Annotated in this window: 21 protein-coding genes and 3 riboswitches; of the genes, 3 read left to right on the top strand and 18 right to left on the bottom strand. The window is 43.8% G+C overall.

The window, feature by feature from the left end:
* Window positions 1-261: 261 nt before the first annotated feature.
* From AC1ECB_RS10495 to AC1ECB_RS10570, 16 genes are all read right to left on the bottom strand, one after another.
* Window positions 262-2,271: a TonB-dependent receptor gene (locus AC1ECB_RS10495; RefSeq protein WP_485668649.1), complete on the bottom strand. Its 2,010-nt coding sequence runs from the start codon at window positions 2,269-2,271 to the stop codon at window positions 262-264.
* Window positions 2,272-2,314: 43 nt separating this feature from the next.
* Window positions 2,315-4,327, bottom strand: a complete 2,013-nt coding sequence (locus AC1ECB_RS10500) for a TonB-dependent receptor plug domain-containing protein (RefSeq protein ID WP_485668650.1) — start codon at window positions 4,325-4,327, stop codon at window positions 2,315-2,317.
* Window positions 4,328-4,401: 74 nt separating this feature from the next.
* Window positions 4,402-5,142, bottom strand: a complete 741-nt coding sequence (locus tag AC1ECB_RS10505) for an ABC transporter permease (protein ID WP_485668651.1) — start codon at window positions 5,140-5,142, stop codon at window positions 4,402-4,404.
* Window positions 5,142-5,981 carry an ABC transporter ATP-binding protein gene (locus AC1ECB_RS10510; RefSeq protein ID WP_485668652.1) on the bottom strand — a complete coding sequence of 280 codons (840 nt, stop codon included), beginning with the start codon at window positions 5,979-5,981 and terminating at the stop codon, window positions 5,142-5,144. The genes AC1ECB_RS10505 and AC1ECB_RS10510 overlap by 1 nt, the downstream gene beginning before the upstream one ends.
* Before the next feature lie 32 nt (window positions 5,982-6,013).
* The gene (locus tag AC1ECB_RS10515) at window positions 6,014-6,808 is read right to left on the bottom strand and encodes an energy transducer TonB (RefSeq protein ID WP_485668653.1); all 795 of its coding nucleotides are present in this window, start codon (window positions 6,806-6,808) and stop codon (window positions 6,014-6,016) included.
* Entirely contained in the window at window positions 6,808-7,218 is a 411-nt protein-coding gene (locus AC1ECB_RS10520) for an ExbD/TolR family protein (protein ID WP_485668654.1), read from the bottom strand. The genes AC1ECB_RS10515 and AC1ECB_RS10520 overlap by 1 nt, the downstream gene beginning before the upstream one ends.
* Window positions 7,205-7,840, bottom strand: coding sequence for a MotA/TolQ/ExbB proton channel family protein (locus AC1ECB_RS10525; protein ID WP_485668655.1), 636 nt, complete (start codon window positions 7,838-7,840; stop codon window positions 7,205-7,207). The genes AC1ECB_RS10520 and AC1ECB_RS10525 overlap by 14 nt, the downstream gene beginning before the upstream one ends.
* 33 nt (window positions 7,841-7,873) lie before the next feature.
* Window positions 7,874-9,760: a VWA domain-containing protein gene (locus tag AC1ECB_RS10530; RefSeq protein WP_485668656.1), complete on the bottom strand. Its 1,887-nt coding sequence runs from the start codon at window positions 9,758-9,760 to the stop codon at window positions 7,874-7,876.
* A 22-nt stretch (window positions 9,761-9,782) separates the two neighbouring features.
* Window positions 9,783-10,811, bottom strand: coding sequence for a magnesium chelatase ATPase subunit I (locus AC1ECB_RS10535; protein ID WP_485668657.1), 1,029 nt, complete (start codon window positions 10,809-10,811; stop codon window positions 9,783-9,785).
* A 134-nt stretch (window positions 10,812-10,945) separates the two neighbouring features.
* Window positions 10,946-11,129, bottom strand: a riboswitch (cobalamin riboswitch).
* Window positions 11,130-11,251: 122 nt separating this feature from the next.
* Window positions 11,252-11,433: riboswitch (cobalamin riboswitch) on the bottom strand.
* Window positions 11,434-11,524: 91 nt separating this feature from the next.
* On the bottom strand, window positions 11,525-13,258 hold the full coding sequence (locus AC1ECB_RS10540) for an ABC transporter ATP-binding protein (RefSeq protein WP_485668658.1): 1,734 nt from the start codon (window positions 13,256-13,258) through the stop codon (window positions 11,525-11,527).
* A 177-nt stretch (window positions 13,259-13,435) separates the two neighbouring features.
* Window positions 13,436-13,756 (bottom strand): MATE family efflux transporter, encoded by a 321-nt coding sequence (locus AC1ECB_RS10545; RefSeq protein ID WP_485668659.1) that lies wholly within the window; start codon window positions 13,754-13,756, stop codon window positions 13,436-13,438.
* 19 nt (window positions 13,757-13,775) lie between these two features.
* Window positions 13,776-14,540: an ABC transporter ATP-binding protein gene (locus tag AC1ECB_RS10550; RefSeq protein ID WP_021170452.1), complete on the bottom strand. Its 765-nt coding sequence runs from the start codon at window positions 14,538-14,540 to the stop codon at window positions 13,776-13,778.
* Complete coding sequence (locus AC1ECB_RS10555; RefSeq protein WP_485668660.1) at window positions 14,533-15,366, bottom strand: ABC transporter ATP-binding protein; 834 nt, start codon at window positions 15,364-15,366, stop codon at window positions 14,533-14,535. Before AC1ECB_RS10555 ends, AC1ECB_RS10550 begins: the two co-directional genes overlap by 8 nt.
* On the bottom strand, window positions 15,366-16,244 hold the full coding sequence (opp1C, locus tag AC1ECB_RS10560) for a nickel/cobalt ABC transporter permease (RefSeq protein WP_485668661.1): 879 nt from the start codon (window positions 16,242-16,244) through the stop codon (window positions 15,366-15,368). Before opp1C ends, AC1ECB_RS10555 begins: the two co-directional genes overlap by 1 nt.
* A 2-nt stretch (window positions 16,245-16,246) precedes the next feature.
* Window positions 16,247-17,179 (bottom strand): nickel/cobalt ABC transporter permease, encoded by a 933-nt coding sequence (gene opp1B / locus AC1ECB_RS10565; RefSeq protein ID WP_485668662.1) that lies wholly within the window; start codon window positions 17,177-17,179, stop codon window positions 16,247-16,249.
* A 519-nt stretch (window positions 17,180-17,698) separates the two neighbouring features.
* Window positions 17,699-17,880: riboswitch (cobalamin riboswitch) on the bottom strand.
* 87 nt (window positions 17,881-17,967) lie between these two features.
* Window positions 17,968-18,927: a hypothetical protein gene (locus AC1ECB_RS10570; protein ID WP_485668663.1), complete on the bottom strand. Its 960-nt coding sequence runs from the start codon at window positions 18,925-18,927 to the stop codon at window positions 17,968-17,970.
* Window positions 18,928-19,478: 551 nt separating this feature from the next.
* On the opposite strand from AC1ECB_RS10570, the gene AC1ECB_RS10575 reads away from it, so the two are divergent.
* From AC1ECB_RS10575 to AC1ECB_RS10585, 3 genes are read left to right on the top strand one after another with little or no spacing between them, the layout of a single operon-like run.
* A complete protein-coding gene (locus AC1ECB_RS10575) occupies window positions 19,479-20,456 on the top strand; it encodes an ABC transporter ATP-binding protein (protein WP_485668664.1) in 978 nt (325 codons plus the stop codon).
* Entirely contained in the window at window positions 20,453-21,256 is an 804-nt protein-coding gene (locus AC1ECB_RS10580; RefSeq protein ID WP_485668665.1) for an ABC transporter permease, read from the top strand. Before AC1ECB_RS10575 ends, AC1ECB_RS10580 begins: the two co-directional genes overlap by 4 nt.
* A gap of 6 nt (window positions 21,257-21,262) precedes the next feature.
* Window positions 21,263-22,045, top strand: coding sequence for an ABC transporter permease (locus tag AC1ECB_RS10585; protein WP_485668666.1), 783 nt, complete (start codon window positions 21,263-21,265; stop codon window positions 22,043-22,045).
* Between the two features lie 65 nt (window positions 22,046-22,110).
* On the opposite strand, the gene AC1ECB_RS10590 is transcribed toward AC1ECB_RS10585, so the two are convergent.
* Window positions 22,111-23,241: an FmdE family protein gene (locus tag AC1ECB_RS10590; protein WP_485668667.1), complete on the bottom strand. Its 1,131-nt coding sequence runs from the start codon at window positions 23,239-23,241 to the stop codon at window positions 22,111-22,113.
* 25 nt (window positions 23,242-23,266) lie between these two features.
* Window positions 23,267-25,267 (bottom strand): TonB-dependent receptor, encoded by a 2,001-nt coding sequence (locus tag AC1ECB_RS10595; protein WP_485668668.1) that lies wholly within the window; start codon window positions 25,265-25,267, stop codon window positions 23,267-23,269.
* Window positions 25,268-25,287: the final 20 nt, after the last annotated feature.

Below are 25,287 nucleotides of genomic sequence, written 5' to 3' on the forward strand. Positions count from 1 at the left end.
TGATAATTACTGTATATATAATGATTATCATTATCGTTATAAATTATAACCTATGACACTAAAAATTTCAAATATATTCCTGAAATAATTGAAAAATTTTTTACACCTTTAGATACAACGCATTAATTAATATACCCCTTTCCGGAATCCAGAAAGGGGTTTGAATCTAAACAGAGTTTCTATTGTTTGTGGTATAACCTTGGGTTAACTCCCATTACAGGCGGGACCGCGCCGGTATCGCCTGTAATTTTTTATCCAAAATCAAAATTTGTATTTCATTCCGGCATATACTTCACGACCATTTTCAGGATATATGGCAATGCTGCTGGTTATTACCGTAGCATACTGGCGATTGGTAGCATTTCGCATCCCCATATAAATATTTAAATTACTATCAACTTTGTAGTCAAGATTTACATTAAATAAAGAATAGCTATCAAATACTTTATATTTGTTTTTTATATTATAATACTTATTCTTAAAATCATCTTCAGCTAAACGCCCATCATAGTAATACCAATCCCCGTTCAATGTCAATTTATTAGTAAAAGAGTAGGAAAATCCCACATTAGAAATTAATTTAGATACTCCAGGGAATCTATTTCCCTCATACGCACCCGAAGTGATCTTAGGATTAACATAAGAAATATTTTCATGTAACGAGCACTTATCAAACTGATGATCCAAAGCTAAAGTTACACCCGTACGTTTTATATCGCCGTCAAAATTCATATTTTTGCCGGAAAAATATGTTTTGCGGGGATCAGGATAATACACTATTTCATTTTCGGTATTACTTATAAATGTCGATAAATTAGCTGTGGTTATACCAAATTGTTCCCTCACGCCTATTTCAAAATTGCGAGTTTTTTGCGGTTCCAAATCACCTGACCACAAATTAAGTTCATCAACATTAGGGATTCTTGTCCCTTGACTGAAGTTAAAATAAATATTGCCTTTGACGGAATAAGGATATAATGCAGAAAATTCAATACTGTTAGTATTAAAATTATAATCTTTGGAAGAATATTTGCTTCCAGCACTAACATCAAACTTTTCATGCCTATATCCTTCAATAAGTTGGAATTTACCGACATTATGTTTATTCATAATATAAAAAGCATTGTTTTTACGTTCGGCTTTGGAAGAAGAACTATCGACTTCACCGTTGCTGTAATCATGACCAAAAACAAAATAATTTTCATTGCCATAATTATATTTTAACTGTGTTTTAATATAATCTTGTTCACGGTCGGTCAGATAAACCGAACTGCCCATTCCCCACGGATCAGCAGAAACATATTTCATATCACCTTTAGAATGTCCTCCGTAAACCAGTAATCCTAATTTATCGGAAAGTTGACTATTGTAAGCCAATTGAAAATTGTCTGTTTCATATCTGTAATTATCCCAAAAATATTCATATCCATATTTAGGTCCATATTTTGCCAAAGTATTAGGATCAGACATGCCCGGGTTTTCGAAACTATTATCGCTGTGACTATATCTAGTATCTATATAGCCGTTTTTTAAAAAATAACGTCCATTAAAAGAGTATTGCGAATTGTCTTGTGCTGAGTGCATACGATAGCCGTCATTTTGCCAATTACTATACGAACCTTGAATAACAAAATTTTCATTAACCTTACCGCCCACCGTCCCGTTCACATATTTTCCATCCCATGAACTGCGTCCGGTATCAATGTTCCCGAAATACTCTTTATCTTTAGGCAAAGAAGTAATAATATTTATAATACCACCGATAGCACCATCACCATACATAACCATACCGCCACCCGGTATAACTTCAATACGTTCAATCTGCTCAACAGCAATCTGTCTGGTGTTAACGCCGGCCATATCAATAGAATTTAAAGGAATGCCGTTATATAAGACAATTACATTACTGGCGGCTGTTGCACCCTGTCCTCGCATATCAAATCTTTCATGTCCGCCTGCTAGTTGCGTAACCATCAAGCCTGGAATGCCGTTCAAAGCTTGAGCTACCGTCCGGGCCTGCTTACGTTCAATATCTTCTTTAGTAACTACATACTTATTATTAACCGATAAGTCACTTAACGTATCAGTCGAGGTTTCTTTATATCTCGAAGCTTTTACCGTATAAGTATCTAATTCATACGAAGCATTATCATTAGTATGTTCATTAGCATGTGCAGTCCCAATATTATAACAGTTTAGAAATGCTGATAATGTCAAAACACAACAAGCCGACACAATAAGTTTCTTATCGCTTTTTCTACCGTTTTTCATAATGAACCTCCATCAGTATAGATTTTATTTATAATCATGTAACCTATAAACTCATTTTATAACCTAACTGGAAGGTTCTTCCCAAGGTATAGTATTCAGACGTGGAATGAGAAGTAATATCCTTGCGGTCAAATAGATTGTCTACTGTTAAAAAGATCTCTCTATCAGCCGCCAAGTTATATCTGACATTAGCACCTGTTAATAACATTGGCTTAATGCTGCCGCCAGTAGCAGTATCCCGTTCACGGGAAGCTAAATAGGTAGCTGTAAGCGCCGCCTTCCATTTTTCATTGGTATAGTTTATTCCCCCGTTTAGCTGCAGCTTACCATAGTAGCGATGCCAGCCTTCGCTATCCCCATTTTTATCTGTTTCATATTTTTGCGGATTACTATAGGAAATTCCCCAGTTGGTATGCCAGCCACCGCCATTATTAATATTGCAGGATAATTCAATTCCGGTATTTTTAATGTCTTCATTGGTCGTGTTAAAGGTATCTGTACTTTCGACATAAGTCGTTGAAATACTATCATCTATCGCATAGTTAAACACAGCTAACCGCCAGGCATGAATATCAGTGTTCCGTTTTAATCCTATTTCATAATGTTTTCCTTCCTGTGGTTTAACACTGGGATTGCCTTTTACCCTGCCAGCTGAACCGTATATCTGAGTAAAGGTAGGCATCATGAAAGACATTCCGGCATTAGCATAAAAGCTGGTGTTATTTCCTAGCTTTTTCAAGTATTGTAGTTGGGGTGTAAATTTACTATAATCCTTATTATCGACAGCACCGTCTGTCCAAGTTTCCCGGGCGCTCAGGATGATATTTGACGAAGGATTTAGCTTATGATCATATTGCCCGTAAACAGAATATACGTTACGGTCAAAGGCGCGAATATCCCAGTCGCCGCTATCAACCTTTTCTTTAGCATCATAGCTTTCTCTTTGGGCATTAATACCGATAAGTAAGGTATCATCTTTTAACTTCCAGCTGTTTTGCACATCTAAGCCAATTGTTCGGTCTTTGTCAGTACCATTGGTTATACTCGGCGTAGTCAGTTGTTGATATTTTTTACTTACAGTAGCCCAATACTCGGTTTTATTGTTATCCATTTCCTTTTGATTGAAATATAAAGTACCTTTTACATTATCTTTTTTATAGTTTAATTGCATTCGATTATAGGTTGTATCAAAATTACTGGCTGAACTGAGGCTGCCAACCATCGCTTTATTTGCCGTTTCGGCATGACGATAGAAATAGGTTGAATCACTCGTACCATACGAATGACTGAAATCCCAATTGTCATCAAATGTATAGCGCCAAGACAAGGCTTCCCGGTCATTACCGGAGAAATCATAATATCGTTTAGGAACATAGCTAGCACTTGTAGATGCCGTTGTGCTTCTGGTATAACCACCAGAGATATGGTCAATTTCATCTGTTTTATTAATAGAATAATTCATACCAAATTTACCAGCCTGGAAGCTTATATTATGATTTTGCGTGCCGTTATTGCCGACAGAGGCTGATATACTATTGTTTTTTTTACTCTTGGAAATAATATTGATAACCCCACCAGTTGCTTCACTGCCGTATAATACCGAACCGCCGCCGCGAATCACTTCAATTTTTTCAACATCATCCAGCGGGATGTCTTCTAAATTATAGCGTCCATGCAGATTTAGTGGTACACCATCTAGTAACACTAATGTTCCTTTTTCTACGCCGCGGATAATAATTTTACTGGTCATCGTGCCCTGGGCATTCCCCATCGGCCCTTGGGCATGATAAATAATGCCTTCACTATACTTTAGCGCCTCAATCACACTCGTTGCTCCGGTTGCCTTTAATTCTTCCTGAGTATACACACTGATTGCTGCCGGTGTATCCAAATCCTTTGTGGCATAACGTTGCGCAGTTACAACAATTGGATCTAAGTTAAAAGCCTCTTGTTCCGCCGCGCTTACCGTACTTGCCAATAACATAACGGTAGTCGGAGCTAACATTCCAATTGCGATTTTTCGTACTAACCCTTTTTTGTTTACTAGCTTCTTCATGAAGTACACTCCTTGTATCCAAATATCCTTGTTTATTAGTCACTTTATAGACATTTTTCCTTTACCACTTTCTCTTACTCGCGTACCTTTTCCATAGTCCAAACGCTAATGGCTAACAACACTACGATATACACCAGCATAACCAGCCAAGACAGACCTGCCGGCTCGCTGCCACTGCCGATAGCCCTCAAAGCATGGCTGGCATGTGTCAGCGGCAAAAGCTCAAGCACCCACCGGACAATAGCCGGTAATTTGTCGATGCTGAAAAAGGTTGCACATAAAAATGACATTGGCAGCAGCACATAGGTACTGAAGTTCCCCATATCTTCATGGGAATTAATAAGCATTGCCGCCACAAAGCCTAAACTTGAAAAGACGAGACAATTTAAGATAATAACAAACCAAAATAATATAGTCATCTGAAATTTAGCTCCAAATACAAAGGCCAAGAGAATAATAATCACTGACGAAATCATGCCGCGCAAGGTTCCTGCCAATACCTTGCCAATAATAAATGATAGCGAACTAATCGGAGCAACCAAATATTCTTCCAGTGTTTTATGGTATAACCGGCTCATATTGAGCGGTGAAGCTACTGAGTTAAAGCTAATATTCATAGAATTAAGAGCAAGAATGCCTGGTACAATATAATCCAGGTAATTACCCTGACTAACCTGTACACTCCGACCCACGCCCCAGCCAAAAGCCACCAAGTACAAAACTGGCGTGATCATGCGCGAAAGAATAAAAGTTCCCAGCCGTCGCTGCAAAACAACCCAATCCCGCCAAAATACAGTTGCAATATCCTGTAACATTAGTCCACCACCTTTCTGCCTGTTAGCTCTACAAAAACATCTTCCAGATTGGAACGCCGAATGGTGGTTGTCATGGTCAATGTCCCGGCAAACACAGCCGCTTCTTCCCGGCTGTGAAAGAACTTAGTCTGACGGCCTTCATCAACACTCCACTCCACAACATAGACGCCTAAGCGCTGACATAATTCTGCCGGACTGTTTAGTGCAATCAGCCTGCCATTTTCTAAAATGGCCACCCGTCCGCACAAAAACTCGGCTTCTTCAATGTAATGGGTTGTCAGCATAACTGTCAGCTTATCATTAGCCATACGTCTGATCAAATCCCATAGCCGCCGCCGGACTTGGGGATCAAGACCAACTGTCGGTTCATCAAGAAATAAGACCTGTGGCTCGTGTAAGAGTGCCCTGGCAATCATCAGCCGCCGTTTCATGCCGCCGGAAAGGTTCTGTACCTTATCATCAGTACGTTCGGCAAGTTCTACATATTCCAGGAGTTCAAGAATACGCTGCCTGCGCTTCTCACGGGGAATATGCTGCAGCCTGCCGTGCAGCTCCAGGTTTTCACGGGCTGTCAAGTCTGCATCAAGATTAAAATGCTGGGGTACAATGCCCAGTATTTGCTTGACTTTTTGCTCATCCTGCGGCAACTGCCAACCATTTATGCTTAGCATACCGGCAGTAGGCCGGGTCAGCATTGTCAGCATTCGAATCATGGTCGTTTTACCTGCTCCGTTCGGCCCCAACAAACCAAAAATTTCTCCTTGTTTGATATGCAATGAGATTCCGTCAACCGCAGTACGCTCGCTAAATTTTTTAACCAAATTGCTTATCTGAATCATGTTTGTAAACCTCTTTACAAGAATTCATAAGTTCACGCTCGCAGTTTAAACACTACCGGCATGGTAGTTTGACAGGCAATTCTTTGACCTGTCCCTCTCATTTTGGCCGGAACAAAACGCCAGCGCTGAACAGCAGCTACAGCAGCATCATCTAAAAGATCTGAGCCGCTGGATTCAGCAATAGTCACATCACCGGCATGTCCATTCTCCAGAATTTCAATTCTGAGAACTACTGTGCCCTCAATACCTCCCTGGCGTGCTTGCTCTGGATAATTTGGTTCCCGACGTGACAATATTCCTGGTGGAATGACGCCCCCGGCACTGCCAGAACCTCCCCCGGACATACCATTGCCACTGCCGGAACCCTCGCCTCCTTGAGAACTACCGCCGCCGGCCGAAGTTCCACCACCTCCATCACCACCAGCCGATTCACTGGCAGCCGCAATAGCGCCACTGTCAACGCCTACCAACGCCATAGCACTAACCGCTACTACCGGCTCTGGCATCACCGACTCAGCTACAGGTGCCGGCTGAACCGGTGTGGGCTGCGGCAGATTAGGCAGATTAGACACAGGCGCCGGACTGGCCGCAGCAGCTGGACTGGCTGGCGCGGCCGCTGGGGCAGCAGCCGCCAAGGATGAGCCTTCCGGCCCTTCCGGTCCTTCCGGCCCATTGGCTAACTCCAGCTCAATCAGCGTCTCCGGCGGCATTTCAACAGGCAGTAACGCCTTATTAACCAACCAGCCGGCACCGGTTAACACAATACTGTGCACGAGCAGGGAAATAACCATAGCTTTTCGCCAACGTAAACCTGCCGCCAATTCCATTACTTATCCTTCCTTTCAGTAGCGATAGCCACTCTGTAGGCTCCCGCTAGTTTCAATTCATCGAGAACAGCCACAACTTTGCCGTATTCGGCAGTTTTATCAGAACGCAGGATAAAAACCAGGTCGCTCTGCTTATTCATTTCCAGCTGTACCCGTTTTTTTAACATTTCCAGTGGAATATCTTCCTGATCAAATAAAATCCGGCCCTCTTTGGTAACGGTAACCGCCACACTGCGCGGTTTATCGTTCTGCGCCGCAGCTGCCTGGGGCAAATTAACAGGGATAGTTTGCTGGTCAACCATATAAAGAGTACTCATAATAAAAAACACCAGCAAAAAGAAGATAATATCAATCATCGGAATAATCATCAGTTTAGGCTGATGTTCTGAACGCAGATTACGCAATTTCATGACGTTTCTCCTGTTTGATATGCCCCAACACCAACAGACAGGACTGTTCAATATTGGTGATTAGTTGATCTAACCTATGGTTAAAATAACTATATATAATCATGGCCAAGGTGGCTACACACAAGCCCGATGCCGTAGCAATGAGCGCTTCCCCAACACCGCCGGTAATGGCCTGGGGCTGACCAGCTTTGATATTCATAACACTAAAAGAACCAATCATGCCAACAACGGTTCCCAGGAGACCAAGAAGCGGTGCAATGGTTACAATGGTGTCCAGATGGCTTAAATTAGTCCGTAGACTGGCGACAGCCAAAGCCGCTTCCCCTTCAAGCACACTTTCTACATTAGTGCAGCCGCACTGCACATAACGAATGCCTTTGGCAGCCACCGCAGCGGCAATGCCTTGGGTCTGCCGGCATAATTCACAGGCAGCGCCCCAGTTGGCACGTTCCAGTAAAGGGGTAAGCTGCGCGGTAAACTGCTGCATATCGGTGTTCATTTTCCTATAATACAAAAACCGTTCCACCCCAATGGCCGCCACCAGTATGGAACACGCCAAAATCAAATACATGACTGGGCCGCCTTTATGAAATATACTAAAACACTCAACTATAAAGCTCATTTTTACTCCTCCGTTTTGCTTGCTGCACCTTGTTTACGATAAGTTTTTAACAATGTGCATAATGTTGTTTTCTGACAAATCACGCAGACTATAATAGGTAGATCCCATTTCACTGGCTACTGTCCGAGCCAAACCCAGCTTAACGAAATCATTCTCGGTATCAATAACCACACTATGTACGCCTGCCATATTTATCTTGCTTGCTATTTTTAGGGCATCAGCCATACCATCACCGCCGGCGGCGGCGGTATTGGCCCGCCCATCGGTAACAAGTACCAGCACCGACTTCATTTCCTGTTCTTTTTGCCGGTGGGAAGTCAGTACGGTCAAGGCTACTCTCAAACCTTCTGCCAGTGGCGTTTTACCACCTGTCGGCAGATGGCGCAAACATTTTTGCGCCAAATCCACGCTGCGGGTAATAGGCAACAGCACCTCGGCAGTCTGCCGCCTAAAGGCAATCAAACCCACTTGATCCCGCTTTTGATACGCGTCCTGCAGCATGGCGCACACAGCACCCTTGACGGCCCGCATCCGTTCCCGCGCGCCCATGGAACCACTGGCATCCACGACAAATAAGAAAGTACTGCCAATGCGCTTTTCCCGGATTTTTTGCCGCAAATCTTCGTGTTCAATAGCAATGGCGCATTTGTTTCTGGCGCGGAACTTCTGATAAGACGCCGCCGCCCGCAAGGTAGCATCAAAGGCCAAATCAGTCACCGGCCCGTTCGGGATACCTGCACGCACATAGCGTCCCTGCTTGGTATCAGTACGCGTTAAACTGCGTTTGCCGCTGCCTCGTCGTTCCTGCCGATCCTGGGGCAACGATAATTCCATCCGGACAAAGGGAAAATCAGTATCAATATCGGCCACTTTTTCCTGATCGCTGCCCTCACTTTCCGGCTGCTCAGCAGGAGGATCTGTCTGTTCTTCCGACTCTTCCGGGTTTTGCTGGTCTGAGCGCGAATCAGGCGGTGGTGGCTGAGTTTCCTGTTGGTCGGCAGAATCTTCGTCATCAGGTGGTTGTTCCTGATCCTGATCTTGCTCAGGTGGTTCGGGCGGCAGCGGTTGTTCCTCCTGGCGCATGCGCTGCGGCAGTACATAACAGGCAGCTTCGTCCAGATCACAAGGCAATAAATAGGTGCGCCCGGCAAGTGCTGCAATCGCCCGCGCGACTTCCAATAAGAACAGTTCAGCCCGGTGACCTGCCGAATGTGCCTTAGCACACATCTGTGCTGAAAGCAGCATCATAGGTTCAGCTATAGTAATATCAGGGAGCAGGCTTTTAGCAGCAGCCACCTGCTGTTTGATTTCTTCCATGTCAGCAGCATAACGCTGACAAAATTTTTCCGGTTGGGCTTCGCAATCCAGAATCCGCCGTACAATTTCAGCCCGTTGAACCTCATTTTGTTCCCGGCTGACAGCAGCATATAATCCAAACCTGTCAAGAATCTGGGGGGATAAGCTTCCCTCCTCCGGATTCATAGTACCGATAAGAGTACAAGCTGCTTCATGTACGCAGGAAATTCCTTCGCGCTCCACTTGGTGCATACCGGTCGTAGCTGCATCTAAAAGACTGCCCAAAAAGTCATGGCGCAGCAAATTAACTTCATCAACATAGAGAATATGGTTATGGGCCCTGGCAAGCAATCCCGGCAAAAAGCGGCGCTCGCCACGTTCGACAGCATGCTGCATATCCAAACCACCAAACACCATATCCTCAGTGGCATTGAGCGGCAGCTCAATCAACTTGGTTTCACCAATAATTTCTGCCAAAGAACGCACCAGCGTCGATTTGGCTGTGCCCTTTTCCCCTGCCACCAAAACACCTCCAGCCTTGGGGTTGACAACCGCAATCAAAAGCGCTCGCTTGACAGCTTCCTGCCCGACAATAGCCGCAAACGGAAATATCATGCGCTGCATTATAGCATTCCTCCCGTTTGGCTTATTGCTGCGCAAACACAGCTTCTACTTTATCCCAGTCCAACGTGCCATCCTCAAAGGGGCGCCGCCGCATCCGGTGAGGCAGCGCCAGACGCGCAGCTTTTTTTACGTCTTCTGACTTTACTTCCGTCCGTCCGGCAAAGGCAGTCAGCGTCATGGCGGTCTTAATAACGGTAATATCGGCCCGGTGGCCATCAACATCAAGCGCAATGGCCAGTTTGGCGACAAGCAGGAGCAGCTCATCCTTAATGGTTACCTGGGGCAGCAAAAGTTGGGCCTGTATAATGCTTTTTGCCAGGGTTTCCTGTTCCTCCTGGTATTGCCGGGCAAAGCTGTCTGTATCCTTTTCATAGGCCAAACGCCGTTTAATAACCTCCACCCGCCACTCGGGCTGGTTTTCTCCGGTCACAACCACTGATAATCCGAAGCGGTCTAATAACTGCGGCCGGATATCACCTTCTTCCGGGTTCATTGTGCCAACCAGCACAAACCGGGCCGGGTGGGAATAAGATACACCCTCGCGTTCCACAGTATTGACTCCCATGGCGGCGGCATCCAACAACACATCAACAACATGATCATCTAAAAGGTTAATTTCATCTACATACAAAATATTGCGATTAGCCTGTGCTAACAGGCCGGGGTCAAATTTCTTTTCCCCCTGCTTGATGGCATGTTCAATATCCAGCGTACCAACAACACGATCCTCGGTTGCACTAACAGGCAGTTCTACCACCCGCATCTTGACAGACTGAGTAGCCAGACCCTGTTCCTGTCCCATTTTTTCCCGGCAGACATCACACCAATGGCTGCTATCTGCCGGATCACAATGAAAAGGACAGCTTTTGCTAACCTCCATGGCAGGCAATAGATCGGCCAGCGCTCTAACGGCTGTTGATTTGGCTGTTCCTTTTTCTCCTTTGATTAATACCCCACCCAGCAGGGGGTTAATTACATTTAATATGAGTGCCAATTTCATGTCCTCTTGCCCAACAATGGCAGCAAATGGATATACAGCAGTATGTTGCATACGTTAATTCATCTCCTTGTAAATTTCATCCATTTAGCTCTAACTAAAAAAAGAGACCTCCCTTATATAGTAAGGAAGGTCTTTCGAAAACTTGTTAAATATATATAATCCCCTCCCCATACCTCGTGGGTAAATCGGTGACTGTTACTCAGGCAGTTCTCCTGGCTTTGGATCATGGCTTGCTTAAACCTTCCCAAGACGGTTTCATCCCAGTGGCATATCTTAAGCTTGCTCCCCATTACAGTGGCGGGACCGCGCCGGTATTTCACCGGTCTTCCCTATTAAGTCCTTACGGGCACCTGACTCTGTCAATATTCTGTTAAAATAGGAAACTCCTGGTTTTTTATACCAGGAGTGAATTCAGCCAAATCACAAACTTCTTGGAATATCCCAGAAGAATTGCTAACTGTAATCCCCTCCCCATACCGCGTGGGTGAAAAACGGTGATTGTCAGTTAGGTAGTTCTCCTGACTTCGGATCATGGCTTGCTTAAACCTTCCCAAAACGGTTGTTTCAGTGGTATATCTTAAGCTTGCTCCCCGTTACAGTGGCGGGACCGCGCCGGTATTTCACCGGTCTTCCCTATTAAGCCCATATGGGCACCTAACTCAATAATATTAAATTACTTACTTGTATTATTTATACTATAGAAAAGCAACTACATTGTCAATAGTTTCAAGCATTTCTTTATATATTCAGCTAAATCCAGTATCCTATACAACATCAGGTAAATACCCATCAAACTGGGCCGCGTACAGCCGAGCATAAAAACCAGCTTTATCCAATAATTCCGCGTGCGAGCCTTCTTCCACAATTCCTTCATCGGTAAGCACGATAATCCGGTCCGCGCCACGAATAGTAGCCAGCCTATGAGCAATTACCAATGTTGTGCGGTTACAGGACAACTTGGTTAAGGCCTGCTGAATGACCCGCTCAGTCTCATTATCCAGTGCTGAGGTCGCTTCATCAAGAATAAGAATGGGTGGGTTTTTCAGGAACATTCGCGCGATAGCAATCCGTTGTTTTTGCCCGCCGGAAAGTTTGACACCCCGTTCACCGATAAACGTATCATAGCCTTGTTCCAGCTCTGTAATAAAATCATGGGCATTTGCTCGCTTAGCTGCAGCAATAATCTCCTCATCGCTAGCGCCAATTTTGCCATACGCAATATTTTCCCTGACAGTATCAGAAAATAAAAACACGTCTTGTTGGACAATACCGACATTTTCCCGTAGTGATTTTTGCGTCACTTGCCTGATGTCAATGCCATCAATCAGTATCCGGCCTTGCTCAATTTCGTAAAATCGGGGAATAAGGCTGCACAAGGTGGTTTTACCACCACCAGATGGACCAACGAACGCCACCGTCTCTCCTGGCTGAATTGTAAGATTGAGACTTTCTAGCACATTGTGCTTGTCATTGTAACTAAATGTCACTTGATCAAACACAATGTGTCCGTTGACTTTGGTGAGATTTTTGGCGCCGGGAGTATCGACGATATCTGGTTCCATATCCAATATTTCCACAAAACGGCGAAAACCGACCATGCCTTTTTGATACATCTCAGTCAGCCCGGTAATGCGTTTGATAGGGTTAAAGAAAATAGAGATATATAGCAAAAAGCCGATAAACTCACCCATCGTCAGCCACCCATGATGAATATATATCCCCCCAGCAATGAGTACTGTTAAATAAATTATATTAGTGAAAAAACTGATACCACTATGATAAGACCCAAAAATCCGTAACGCCTGTTTGCGAACCGCAAGAAAATCGCTGTTTCTCCGGGTAAATTTATCTTGTTCATACCACTCATTAGCATAGGCTTTGACTATTCGGATGCCGGAAATGCTGTCTTCTACCTGGGCATTAATATCAGCTACTTTAAGCCGCATATCCCGGAAAGAATCTTTTAATTGGCGGTTCCTGACCAAGGCAAACCATAACATAAATGGTACAAACAAAAATGTAAGCAAACTTAATTGCCAGTTAAGTGTAAGCAAAATAAAAAAACTTCCGGTCATGGTGATAAGGACGATAAAAATCCCTTCAGGTGTATGGTGGGCAAACTCGGAGATCTCAAAGAGATCATTGACAATCCGGGACATTATATATCCCGTCTTGGTATTGTCGAAATAGCGAAATGTCAGTTTCTGCACATGGGCAAACAGTTCCTGGCGCATGTCATACTCCATTTTAGCCCCAAGTACATGGCCGAAGTACTCCACTGTATATTGCAGTGCATAACTTGCCATATACATGATTAGCAGTCCGACGCCTGCCCATAGCAGCAGGGAAATATCCCCTGCTGGCAGGATATGATCAATAACCTGCCGTACAGCCAAGGGAAATACCAGATCTATGGCGGCCATGAGCGTGGCACAAGAGAAATCAAGAAAAAATAGTGGCAGATGTGGACGGTAATACAAAATAAATCGTTTGAGCATAGCTACCTCCCCCTGAATAATAATAGCTAATAGACCTCCCTTATATAAATAAAGGAGGCTTCCCTGCCTACAGAAAAGCCGTGTAGACATCGGTTCCAATCTGTACAATTAGTCCTGCATAAAACAACTGCCCTAGACGCATAACCAAACGTTCAATAACTGCCGGACCGGAAATCCTCAGCAAAGGAAGTGTAAATGCACTGGATGATCCTTTGAGCAAGGGAAAAGATACTTTTGATTTTTGAATATAAAAGAGGTTGACTGCCTTGCTATTGCTTTAGCTTTATCTACTTCCCCCGCCCCCATGCACTGAGCAATTAGCGAGGACGTTCCAATTCCCATTGCCAGAAATACCGCGATATAAATTGCTACAATAGCATTAGCCATTCCGACAGCAGCGACTTCATGCAAACCGATTTGTGATACAAAAAAAGTATCCACAAACCCAACATTGGTCAATAAAAAATTTTCAATGACAGTAGGTACAGCAAGTGCCAATACAGCTTTTATTTCCAGTTTATACATCAAAGGGAATAACCGATGCCAGCAGTGATTTTGCATACTCATTTTGCGCATTAACCAAATCTGCGCTCATGAGCTGTTCCACAACTTCCCCTCTGTACAAAAATACAATTTTATTGCACAAATGAGCCACAGCCTGCAGATCATGAGCTACAAAAAGATATGTCATTTTCATTTCCAGGCGAAGTTGATGAAGCAGATTCATTACCTGTGTTTGAACAGATACGTCCAAGGAACTGATGGCTTCATCCAGAACGATAAATCTCGGATTGGTGGAAATGGCTCTGGCAATACAGACACGCTGAACCTGCCCACCGCTCAGTTCATGAGGATAGCGGTCTTTTAGATCAGGCGACAAGCTTACTTTAGCCAGAAGAGCATCAATTCTATCCTCTAAGTTTCCCGCATAATTCATGGCGCGTATGGGTTCAGCGATAGTTTCTTTGATGGTGTACTTAGGATTGACTGAAGAAGTATAGTCCTGAAAGACCACGCTCATTTTTCCCTGATTGGCTTTGATCCACTCTGGCACAGGCTGCCCCTCAATTAAAACAGCGCCTTTATCAGGCTTTTCAAGCCCTAAAATCAGCCGGGACAGCGTACTTTTGCCACTGCCGCTTTCACCGATAAGACCCACGCATAGGCCTTCCTCAATAGCAAAGGTAACTCCTTTTAATACCTTGACTCTACTACTGCTAAAATTGCCGCCGGCTTTTACATAGCTTTTTTCAACATTATTAATTTCAACTAAATTAGGCACTGACCGCCCTCCGTTTCATGGATTTTTGGAAAGACTGGGCCAACTCGCGCCTGCTGTCAATCAAATACTTCGTATATTCATGCTGAGGATTCTGGAATATCGATTTTGCTTCGCCGTATTCCACCCGCTCCCCGCAGCGCATAACCAAAAGCTGATCAGAAAGATACTGCACCACACCCAGATCATGGGAAATGAAAATCAAAGCCGCTCCTGTTTGCTGCCTTAGCAGCTTAAACTCTTCCACAACTAAACGCTGATTAATGGAATCCAAAGCGGTTGTAGGTTCATCAGCCACAATAATATCGGGTTTCATAGCCAAAGCTATCGCCACCATACAGCGCTGCAGCATACCGCCGGAAAGCTGATGGGGATATTTTTTGAGTACCTGTTCCGGGTCAGGCATATTGACTATCCTCAAAGCGGCCAAAGCCATAGTCATAGCTTCTGATCGGGAAAACCCTTTATTCTCGATGAAAGTTTCAGCCATTTGACTGCCGATTTTTGCCAGCGGATCAAATGCCGACATAGCATCCTGCAAAATCATGCAAATGCGTTGTCCCCTGATAGATCGCAGTGTATTTGCCTCCTGTTGCAACAAATCCAGAGTGCCCTGTTCGCTTGAAAACTTTGCCGCTCCTTCCGTGTGCATCCAGGGATTGGTTAGACCCAGGATAGCTTTAGCCGTCATGGACTTGCCGCTGCCGCTTTCGCCTACAATCCCCAGACAACTATTCTTTTTTAGTTCAAAACTGACGCCGTGAATGACTTCCTCTTGATTCCGCAGATCAGTAACCTTTAAATTCCGTACAACCAGTAAATTATCCATTAAGCCACCGCCTTCTTGCGTTTAAAAATAGACAGACGTTTTTTACTGCTTTTATTGAGTTGTGGATCCAAAGCTTCCTGAACACTGTCACCCAAAAAATTAAAAGCGGCAACCACCAGAAAAATGGCAAACCCCGGCGGCAGCATCTGCCAAGGATTAATCGTCAAAACCTTTTTGGCCTCATTAAGCATCATTCCCCATTCCGCGTTAGGAGGCTGAACACCCAAACCTAAAAAGGACAAGGCGGAAATATTCAAAATGATGCCGCCTGCATCCAGAGTAGCCAGCACGCAGATTTCTCCCATAGCGCCTGGCAGCAGATGGTTTTGAATAATATACCTGGCACTGCAGCCAGACACCCGGGCAAAATAAATGTAGTTCTTATCCATAAACTGAATCACGATGGAACGGATCATCCTGACATACCAGGCCCATTTGGCGATAACCATTGCGAGAAGAATATTGAAAATTCCCGTTCCCAATACACCGATAATCGCCAAAATCAGTACCTCGTTAGGAAAAGACAGCATAATATCACAGAAACGCATAATGACTTCATCTATCCTGCCCCGGAAATAACCGGCAATAACTCCTAATACAATACCGATACTGATTGTACAAAACATAGTGGCAAGCGACCAAAGCACTGTTATTTGACCGCCCCATAAAATCCGGGACAACATATCCCGACCCAGTTGATCTGTTCCTAGTAAGTGTTCGGCTGAAGGCGGGGCAAACTTGTTGGCAATATCCTGGGCAGCAGGATTATAAGGCGCTATCAGTGGTGCCAGCAGCGAGAGTAAAATGACAATACCTAAAAAAGCAGCCATAATTAGTGCTATTTTATCGGCTTTAAATCTTGTCCAAAAACCTGCCATCGTTATCCCTCCTCCTGCCGCATTCTGGGATCAATAACAGTCACGCCAATATCTACCAGCAGATTGCAGACTACAAATAATATGGCCATAATTAACACATACGCCTGAATGGTGGGGAAATCCCGGTCAAAAATAGCGGTAACACAAAGACGCCCCACCCCGGGCCAGGCAAAAATATTTTCAATGACAACAGTACCGGCAATGAGCTTCGGAATAGACATTCCCAAAGCAGTTAATGACGAATGTAAGGAATTTTTCAAAACATGCCTGGTAATGGTGCTGTTTTTCAAACCTCTGACTTTAGCATATAAAACGAAATTGGCATGTTCATTTTGAATCATGTTGTTACGGATCAAGCGTACATAGGTGGCGATATAACCAAGAGCTAATGTCACTGCCGGTAAAACGACTGAATCGGGCGTTCTCATACCGCTGGTCGGAAAGATAGGAATTTCTACAGCGAAAAGCCACATCAACAGAATCCCAACCCAGAAGGACGGTATGGCTGTCCCCACAAAGACAAGGCCGCGAATAAATATATCACCGGCACTGCCTTCCTGTAAGGCACAGAATACACCGGCAGCCACCGATACCGTCAGGATGATAACCAATGCTACGCCGGCCAGATACAAAGTAGCGGGAATGGCTGCGGCAAATTCACTGATAACCGGTTTTCTGGTAATATAAGATTTGCCGAAATCGCCGTGCAGAGCATTGGTTATCCAATCAGCATAGCGGGTCATAAAGGGTTTATCCAGCCCCAGTTCCTGCCGGATCTCAGCAACATTTTCTGCAGTAGGTGTAGTGCCGCTTACACGAATAGCCACTTCAGCCGGATCACTGGGACTTAAATTAATCAAAATGAACGAAAAGAAGGAAATTCCGATAAAAATCGGAATCATCCAAAGAATTCGCTTGAAGATATAATTTTTCATCAGATCTCTCCAATCCAGAAAAATTTGTTCATGGTCATATCAATAGGTTGTTTAGTTTCCAAAATACATCTTTTCAAAGGGGATTTCATATTGAGAATCGCTAAATGCAACTCCCTGCAAGCCTTTGATGGCAACAGCCTTAGTTGGCATATATCAGCTCGGTTTTTTCTTTATTGGCGCCGGTATCTTTGCTGCCGCCGCAACCAAGCATGGTAAAACAAAACAATACTAGTAGAATAACGCTGCTGTCTTTTTAAAATTCATGAATTTTCCTCCCCGGTTTCTTACTTCACTCTTCTAGTGCTTCATTACATCCTCCAGGTTTATACCCCGCGGCAAATAAGACATACTTAAATGAGCATGAAAGAGAAGTGGCAAAAGATATACTCCTGCCAAAAAAGCAGGGAGTGAAACAGTAAAGTGAAATGAAAAACTCCTGGTTTAAAGCCAGGAGTGAATTCAGCAAAATACTTAATAGCACTTAACTGTAATCCCCTCCCCATACCGCGTGGGTGAAAAACGGTGATTGTCAGACAGGCAGTTCTCCTGGCTCCGGATCATGGTTTGCTTAAACCTTCCCAAGACTGTTGTCCCAGTGGTATATCTTAAGCTTACTCCCCGTTACAGTGGCGGGACCGCGCCGGTTTTTAACCGGTCTTCCCTATTAAGCCCTAATGGGCACCTATCTCAATATATTCAGTTGAAGGTTGAAACCATAATATTCTAAATTTTAATTAATGATATCAATAATTGACAAGGTTGTCAATTATTTTTTACAAAATTCACCATTAGATAGCTCCTGCATACAAGGTAATACCGGCAGTTATCACCACCATCGCAAGATAAATAGCGGTACCTACAATAGTAAGCATAACACCCAGCTTGACGCCAAATATCGAAACATTCGTCGGTAATATACGGGATACAGCATCATATACATTATGAAAAAAGGACGCCACCAAAAGCGTAAAAATTATCTCCTCCGCCACCAGTGCGCCGCTTTGCAGCAGCGTTCCGGCAACACCTATGGCCGCAATCAGCGTAGGTATACCGGCCAAAATGACTAAAGCTCCGGCTGCGGTCAGGTGAACCCCGTGTAAAACCGGGGCAACACCTGCCAGAATCTCGTTAATGATAGCTGTATGCATAAACAGCGCAAAGGCAAACGTAACAGGCATAAAGACTATGGCTATATCCCAAAACTGCCAAAAGGCTGTCTTTGCCGCAGCTATCAGATCAGTCTTGCCGGCTGTCGTACCGGAAAATGCCTGCCGGTGATCCGGTTTGCTGCCTTCATCTTGCCGGAAGTTAACGCGATTCCATAAGATGCCAATCACTGTTACAAGTGTACTCATGCCAATGTTTATAGCGATAAACGCCATGCCCAGCTTCCAGCCCAAACCGGCGATCAAAGCTGGACTGAAATAGAAGATAGTGAAATAGATCCCGGTAGGCAGAGAACCCATCAGATAAACAGCAATGATGCCACTTCTATTTACAATAGCGTTACGGCCGATTTCCGCCAGCATAGCATTAGCCGCATACCTGTTCAGTAAACATAAAATAAAGAATGGACCTAACGCTTCCGGCAATTTTCCCAGTGCGGTCATTGGTCGCAATACTTTGCTGAACCAAGAAAAAAAACGTCCGCTCTTAAGTACAACACCACAATAACAGCCTAAAAACATGGCCGGCAATGCAGTTTTCCACATTATTAAAACATCTGATAATGCTAATGAGATATCCATATTATTATTCCTGTCGTGTTAATATAATTGTCGTAAATAGTAAACCTCCTGACCGTTTATAATCAGAAGTGATAACCAATAAGCTAATATAAACCTCCTGGCGGTTAGCCAGGAGCGAATTAAACTCAAGGTCTGAGTAACATGCTAAGTAAAAAAATCGCTATCGCGCCCTGGAGGATACGGCTCTAACCGCAGAGTACACAGAGAGCGCAGAGGGGAGATGTATATCGAGACATTCCCTCTGCGTCTCTGCGGTTCAAAAAAATATACTTTCTTTATGTATAAAAAAGCCAGCAGAATATCTGCCGACTTATTTTAACATTATTCCAATAAAATGCCCGATAGATACATTTTTATATCTATAAGATTAGTTTATCCGCAAAATGTAACATTGTCAAGAAAAATTTTGTCAGAGTAAGAATTCACCTTCTCTTCGGACATGCTTTAGCTAAAACGTACAGTACCTGCTAATTACAGGTCAGGAAGAATTTCCTTATTTAACCTAAATCGCTTAAAATAGTTTCAGCATATGAATAGCGAGGGGGATGAGCATGATTACAGTGAAGGGCTTGTGTAAAACCTTTAGAGTCCCAAAACGCGCCGCCGGCTTTACCGCAGCAGCCAAAGCACTGTTCAAACGGGAATATACTGAGATTGAGGCACTAAGAAATGTATCATTTCATATCGGGGAAAGTGAGATAGTGGGTTATATCGGACCTAACGGTGCCGGCAAATCCACTACAATCAAAGTCATGAGTGGTATTCTGGTGCCAGATAAAGGAACTTGCCATATCATGGGACGCATCCCCTGGCAGGATAGAATTGCCCATGTTAGTCATATCGGTGTTGTATTCGGGCAAAGATCACAATTGTGGTGGGATGTCCCGGTGATTGACTCCTTCGAGTTATTAAGGGATATCTACAGAGTCCCCCAGGAAAAATACATCCAGCGTGTGGCTATGCTTGTTGAAACGCTTGACCTGGGCTGTATCATTAATAATCCTGTTCGCCAACTAAGCCTGGGCCAGAGAATGCGTTGCGAGCTGGCCGCAGCATTGTTGCACAGCCCGAAAATCCTCTTTTTGGACGAACCGACGATCGGCTTGGACACCATATCTAAGTTTGCTGTACGAAATTTTATCAAAAGAATAAACCAGGAAGAAAAAGTTACCGTCATCCTCACCACTCATGATCTGAGTGATATTGAAGCCCTGGCTGACAGGATTCTCCTGGTTGGCAAAGGCAGCATACTCTATGATGGAAGCCTGAATGACTTAAAGAGCCGGTTTGGTGCAACAAAAACTGTTACCATTGATTTTTGCAGAAACACCGCCCCCCTTGCGCTTAAAGGAGCAAAGCTTCTAACCCAAACTGCTGACAAAGCCAGTTTACTGGTGGATTTACACACTGTCACCATATCCGAAGTCCTAACCGCACTTGCCGGACAGCTTGAACTCCTGGATGTTACCGTAGAAAACCCACCGATCGAAGAAATTATCGTTCAGTTATACCGGGAGTTTACCATATGAATGTTTATTTTTCCGTATTTAAAATGCGGCTAATCAACAGCCTGCAATATCGGGTCGCCGCACTCGCCGGGATGGCCACACAGTTTTTCTTTGGCTTCATATTCACCATGCTCTATGAAGCATTTTATGCCAATGCGCTTAATCCTCCACCAATCACGCTATCGCAACTGGTTTCCTATATCTGGTTGCAACAGGCGTTTCTGGCTTTTATTATGCTGTGGTTTAGGGATAACGAAATATTTGGTTTGATAACCAGTGGCAATATTGCCTATGAGCTTTGTCGTCCCTGTGACTTATACCACTTCTGGTATGCAAAGCTTATTGCCCAAAGACTGTCCGGGGCCTTGCTGCGATGTTTTCCCATTCTCGTAATTGCATTCTTGCTGCCTGGGCCATACCAGCTGTCACTGCCGCCTGATTTTGCCGCTTTTGCCTTATTTTTGCTTACACTGGTTTTAGGGCTTCTAATACTGGTAGCAATATCAATGTTTATTTATATCTCAGTATTTATCACCATGTCACCAGCAGGCTCATTGTTACTATTTGGTGTTATCGGTGAATTTTTCGCCGGTATGATTATTCCCATTCCGTTAATGCCGGACTGGTTACAAACAATTGCCTATTCTCTCCCCTTCCGGCTGGCAGCGGATTTGCCGTTTCGAATATATAGCGGCAATATCCCTGTAAATGAAGCTTTTGGGGGAATACTTGCTCAGGTAATCTGGTTGATGTTACTTGTTCCACTGGGCAAAGCGGCCTTACATAAAGCCCTAAGGCAAATTGTAGTGCAGGGAGGTTAATTAATAATGCAACTGTATTTATGTTATCTACGAATATTATTAAATGCCCAGATGCAGTACAGAACATCGTTTTTCCTGCTGGCTTTAGGACAATTGCTGCTCCCGCTTACCGTTTTTGGCGGCGTGTATCTTCTGTTTGCGCGTTTTGGTTCAATAAGAGGCTGGAGTTTCTTGGAAGTGGCATTGTGCTTCTCCATTATTCATATGTCTTTCGCTATCAGCCAATGCTGTGCCAGAGGGTTTGATAACTTTTCCGAAATGGTGCGTACCGGAGAATTCGACAGGCTGCTGCTGCGGCCGCGCAGTACGGTACTGCAGGTTATAGGTTCCCAGTTTGAATTCACCCGTATCGGCCGTCTGCTGCAAAGCAGCGGTGTATTAACCTGGACACTGCTCAACCTCCCGCTTGACTGGAATATCCTAAAAGCGCTGACACTTATTCTGATGATCATAAGCGGGGTCTTTATTTTTACCGGAATCTTCATACTATCGGCCACGTTATGCTTTTGGACGGTTCAGGCCATTGAAATAGCCAATGTTTTCACTGACGGCGGTCGGGAAATGGCCCAGTATCCACTTAATATTTATCAAAAATGGGTAACCCGTTTTTTTACCTTTGTTATTCCTTTCGGTTGTGTCAATTACCTGCCGCTGCTATTTCTCCTTGATAAAACAGAAGGGCCTTATCCCCTGTACATGTTAACACCACTTTATGGCATCCTATTCGTTATTCCCTGCCTGTACATTTGGAACTTTGGCGTAAGACACTACCGTTCAACAGGCTCGTAGTACAAACCGCCTTTCTCCATCTCTCTTTTTTCCGCAGCCAACGAAAAATAGTCCTAGTATTTTAGTTATTCTTTCACTATCAGTCCCAACTTTGCTAACGGATTGACTCCAGGTTGAACATAGCTCATCGGGGTTTCACCATCTTTCAATTCAAAACGCTTCAGTACAGTTATAAATAGTTCAGGTTTGTCCAGATTATCCAACTCCCACAGCACTGTTTTTACTTTCTTCTCCCACTCAAACAGATTTTGTTTATCCAAGCCGCTTAAAGCAGCCCCTTTAGCAAAATCGAAAGTCAATACTAAAGCCTCACTCTTTTTGGTTTTTCTGTCAGTACGGAAGTAAATACCTGCCAAATTCTTGGCTTCTGGTAATAACTGTTCTTTAGATTTTGCATCCATTGGCAAAATTGCCATACCAGATTTACCTGGCGTGGTATTCAGCACGGTTTGCAAGGCATCTTCTTTGCACCAAACAGGGGCGGAGATAATGAAATACGACTCACTGGCTGAGCGCAGCGGCATTTCCCTTTCTAAAAAGTTTGCCAGCAAATAGCCGCTGGCAACTCCCGGACAAAAATGATCATGGTAAAGTACGCCGTTCATAAAATCGACCGGGGCGCCTTTAGCGGCGGCATTGACAATAGTCACTATTCTAAATTCATTGCCGTCAAATACTTTTTCTTTGGTTTTATTATCCCAAGCCTGCGCATGGGCAAACAAATAGTCGGCTTTGATATTTTCACAGACTATTTTGCTGAACAAATCCTGGGAAGATACACCTTTCAGGTCTGTTACCCCTTTATCCAATAATTCCAATGCTTTTTCTTTATTGACAACACAATATACAGATTTGCCGGATTCTTTATCATATAAAACAAACCATAAAGGATTAGTACGGGCGGCATGAACTTCTAATAAATTTCCTTTGCCTACTGTACAGCCAATCTCTTTACTCAAGCCGTCAATCGTCGCTTGGGGAGAATAATCTCCAAACTTCACATAACTGCTATTTGTCAATACAATCATGTTTTCAGGCTTATCTCCCATCATTTTCCATGATTCCTGAGACATTTTTTTCGTTACGGCATTCCAGAAAAGATAACCTTTGTCAGTAGCCTGACCTGCCCAGGCGATATTGACAGAAACCAATAGACAGGACAGTATTAGCAAAACTCCAACAATCTTTTTAGGCATGATAACAACTCCCTTTTTTTATATTTTAGAAACCAATTTGGTATGACAAACTATAGTTTCTTCCCGGCATTGGGAAATCTGCTGTTTGTTCGTAGTCGACATCAAACAGGTTGTTGACAGCCAGCGCGACGGTCTGATCATTCTTAGTAGTATAGGACATCCCTAAATTAAAGAGTGTATAGCCACGCGTCGTAGCCGCAGCTACTGTCTGAATTCGTTGTCCATCCAATGCAACCAGAAAACCCTGCCGGTTATTATAGCGCAGCCCCAAATTGATGGTTTCTTTTGGTATTGTGGTAACTTCTGTACCAGTAGGATCTAACGGATCACCACTTTTGCTGCCATGTTGAGTAGTGTAGTTAAATACCATTCCCAGCGTTTTCGAAAATTGATAATCGGTAGCTATTTCCACTCCTTTAATCTTGGCATTATCAATATTGTAAGTGGGAGGACCGGAATTGATGCCAGAACCCATGTAGTAGATTACATAATTGTCGATATCATTGAAGAATCCTGTCACCTTAGCACCGAATTTATCATTAAATTGTTTTTTCCAACCCACTTCATACGCCATGCCGTTTTCTGTATCTAATTGACCGATAGTCTTTTGCCAATCTGCCAAGGTCCACTCATCCGAAAGCTTATTATACGTTTTGTACTTCATGTAGTTTGAGTTGCTCTCATTGCTGGGTGTGTAATTCATTTGCCACCGGACATAGTCAGACACCGTTGGCGGTCTAAACACCCTGCTGGCACTGGCATATACGGCTTCCTGGGGAGTAAGCTGATAGGTCACATTTAGTTTCGGACTTAATTGCGATTTATCTGAATATTCTTTGGAAGTCAGCAGATTACTTGATTGATACTGGTCGTAACGCAAACCCAAGCCAAGCAGTGTTTTTTGGTTTACCTGCCAGTTATCCTGAACAAAGTAGCCGTTCATTTCCGCTTTCAGCGAACTACTATTCGTCACACCAAATTTTAGTTTACGGTAATCCAATCCAGTAGTCAGCTTATGGTTCCCAAATTGGCGGGTTTGCTGCCAGTTGTAACCACTATTATCGGTTTTTAATTCAGCGGTTCCAATTGAGTTTGAATAGCGTAACCAGTCATTCCGGTCTTGCTTGTTCTTGTACAAACCTAGCTTCCAGTTATCATCAGTATAGTTTAACGAATAGTTCTTGGTGTTAAATTCGCGATAACTTCCATCTAGATACTGGTTACCTGTCGTAGTAGTGGTCGGAGCCATCGGCACTGTCGGATAATCAGAGTCCCAGCCATTATCATTATTGGCATCCTTATTATTGCCTACTAATGTTCCTTCCTTACGGTAACTGTCAGTCATGGCAACCGATAACTTCCGCTTATCGGTGAAATTGTAGGTCAGATTAAGATTAACGTCATGACTTTCCTTAAAGTTGTTGCGATAAAATCCATCACTTTCCCGTTTATTGCCACTGATTGTCCACGATATCTTACCATCCTGAGTAGTTCCTTGGTTAGTTATCGAATATTTTTTGTCGCCATAACTGCCAAAACTAGATTTTAGGTAGGTTTTATTCTCCCCAGGAGTATCTACTGTCACAATATTGATAACCCCGCCCCAGGTGCCACCATATTGAGCCGAACTGGCGCCACGGATAATCTCGATTTTCTTGATATTATTTACCGGCAGCGAATCCCATTCCAAGGCACGCCCCCGATACAGACCCCCTTGATTTTCAATAACATTGCCGTTGATCGCCACAACCAGGCGTTCGTTGGTCATGCCGCGCATACTAACTGTTGTCCCTGATTGCGGATCTGTGGAAACGACTATACCGGCAACATCTTTTAACAAATCGGTAACACTGTTGATTTGTCCGGCATCAATTTTGTCTTTGACATTAAGGGAAGTAACTTTGGTCGTTTCGCCTTCCCCCACAATTTTACTGTCTGTCACCACAATAGTTTCCAAAGCGAAATCAGGCGTAGTTTCCTCGGCATAAACCATGGGAGAAACTTGTAGTAAAACTGTTAACGTCATCAGCAACGCCTTTTTTTTTT

This window comes from Sporomusa sp. 246TCP1 (assembly GCF_057319775.1).

Bases quoted from the DNA above. Each gene is read 5' to 3' on its own strand.
- AC1ECB_RS10495 (WP_485668649.1), bottom strand. From the start codon at position 2,271: ATGAAAAACGGTAGAAAAAGCGATAAGAAACTTATTGTGTCGGCTTGT.
- AC1ECB_RS10500 (WP_485668650.1), bottom strand. From the start codon at position 4,327: ATGAAGAAGCTAGTAAACAAAAAAGGGTTAGTACGAAAAATCGCAATT.
- AC1ECB_RS10505 (WP_485668651.1), bottom strand. From the start codon at position 5,142: ATGTTACAGGATATTGCAACTGTATTTTGGCGGGATTGGGTTGTTTTG.
- AC1ECB_RS10510 (WP_485668652.1), bottom strand. From the start codon at position 5,981: ATGATTCAGATAAGCAATTTGGTTAAAAAATTTAGCGAGCGTACTGCG.
- AC1ECB_RS10515 (WP_485668653.1), bottom strand. From the start codon at position 6,808: ATGGAATTGGCGGCAGGTTTACGTTGGCGAAAAGCTATGGTTATTTCC.
- AC1ECB_RS10520 (WP_485668654.1), bottom strand. From the start codon at position 7,218: ATGAAATTGCGTAATCTGCGTTCAGAACATCAGCCTAAACTGATGATT.
- AC1ECB_RS10525 (WP_485668655.1), bottom strand. From the start codon at position 7,840: ATGAGCTTTATAGTTGAGTGTTTTAGTATATTTCATAAAGGCGGCCCA.
- AC1ECB_RS10530 (WP_485668656.1), bottom strand. From the start codon at position 9,760: ATGCAGCGCATGATATTTCCGTTTGCGGCTATTGTCGGGCAGGAAGCT.
- AC1ECB_RS10535 (WP_485668657.1), bottom strand. From the start codon at position 10,811: ATGCAACATACTGCTGTATATCCATTTGCTGCCATTGTTGGGCAAGAG.
- AC1ECB_RS10540 (WP_485668658.1), bottom strand. From the start codon at position 13,258: ATGCTCAAACGATTTATTTTGTATTACCGTCCACATCTGCCACTATTT.
- AC1ECB_RS10555 (WP_485668660.1), bottom strand. From the start codon at position 15,366: ATGGATAATTTACTGGTTGTACGGAATTTAAAGGTTACTGATCTGCGG.
- opp1C (WP_485668661.1), bottom strand. From the start codon at position 16,244: ATGGCAGGTTTTTGGACAAGATTTAAAGCCGATAAAATAGCACTAATT.
- opp1B (WP_485668662.1), bottom strand. From the start codon at position 17,179: ATGAAAAATTATATCTTCAAGCGAATTCTTTGGATGATTCCGATTTTT.
- AC1ECB_RS10570 (WP_485668663.1), bottom strand. From the start codon at position 18,927: ATGGATATCTCATTAGCATTATCAGATGTTTTAATAATGTGGAAAACT.
- AC1ECB_RS10575 (WP_485668664.1), top strand. From the start codon at position 19,479: ATGATTACAGTGAAGGGCTTGTGTAAAACCTTTAGAGTCCCAAAACGC.
- AC1ECB_RS10580 (WP_485668665.1), top strand. From the start codon at position 20,453: ATGAATGTTTATTTTTCCGTATTTAAAATGCGGCTAATCAACAGCCTG.
- AC1ECB_RS10585 (WP_485668666.1), top strand. From the start codon at position 21,263: ATGCAACTGTATTTATGTTATCTACGAATATTATTAAATGCCCAGATG.
- AC1ECB_RS10590 (WP_485668667.1), bottom strand. From the start codon at position 23,241: ATGCCTAAAAAGATTGTTGGAGTTTTGCTAATACTGTCCTGTCTATTG.
- AC1ECB_RS10595 (WP_485668668.1), bottom strand. From the start codon at position 25,267: ATGACGTTAACAGTTTTACTACAAGTTTCTCCCATGGTTTATGCCGAG.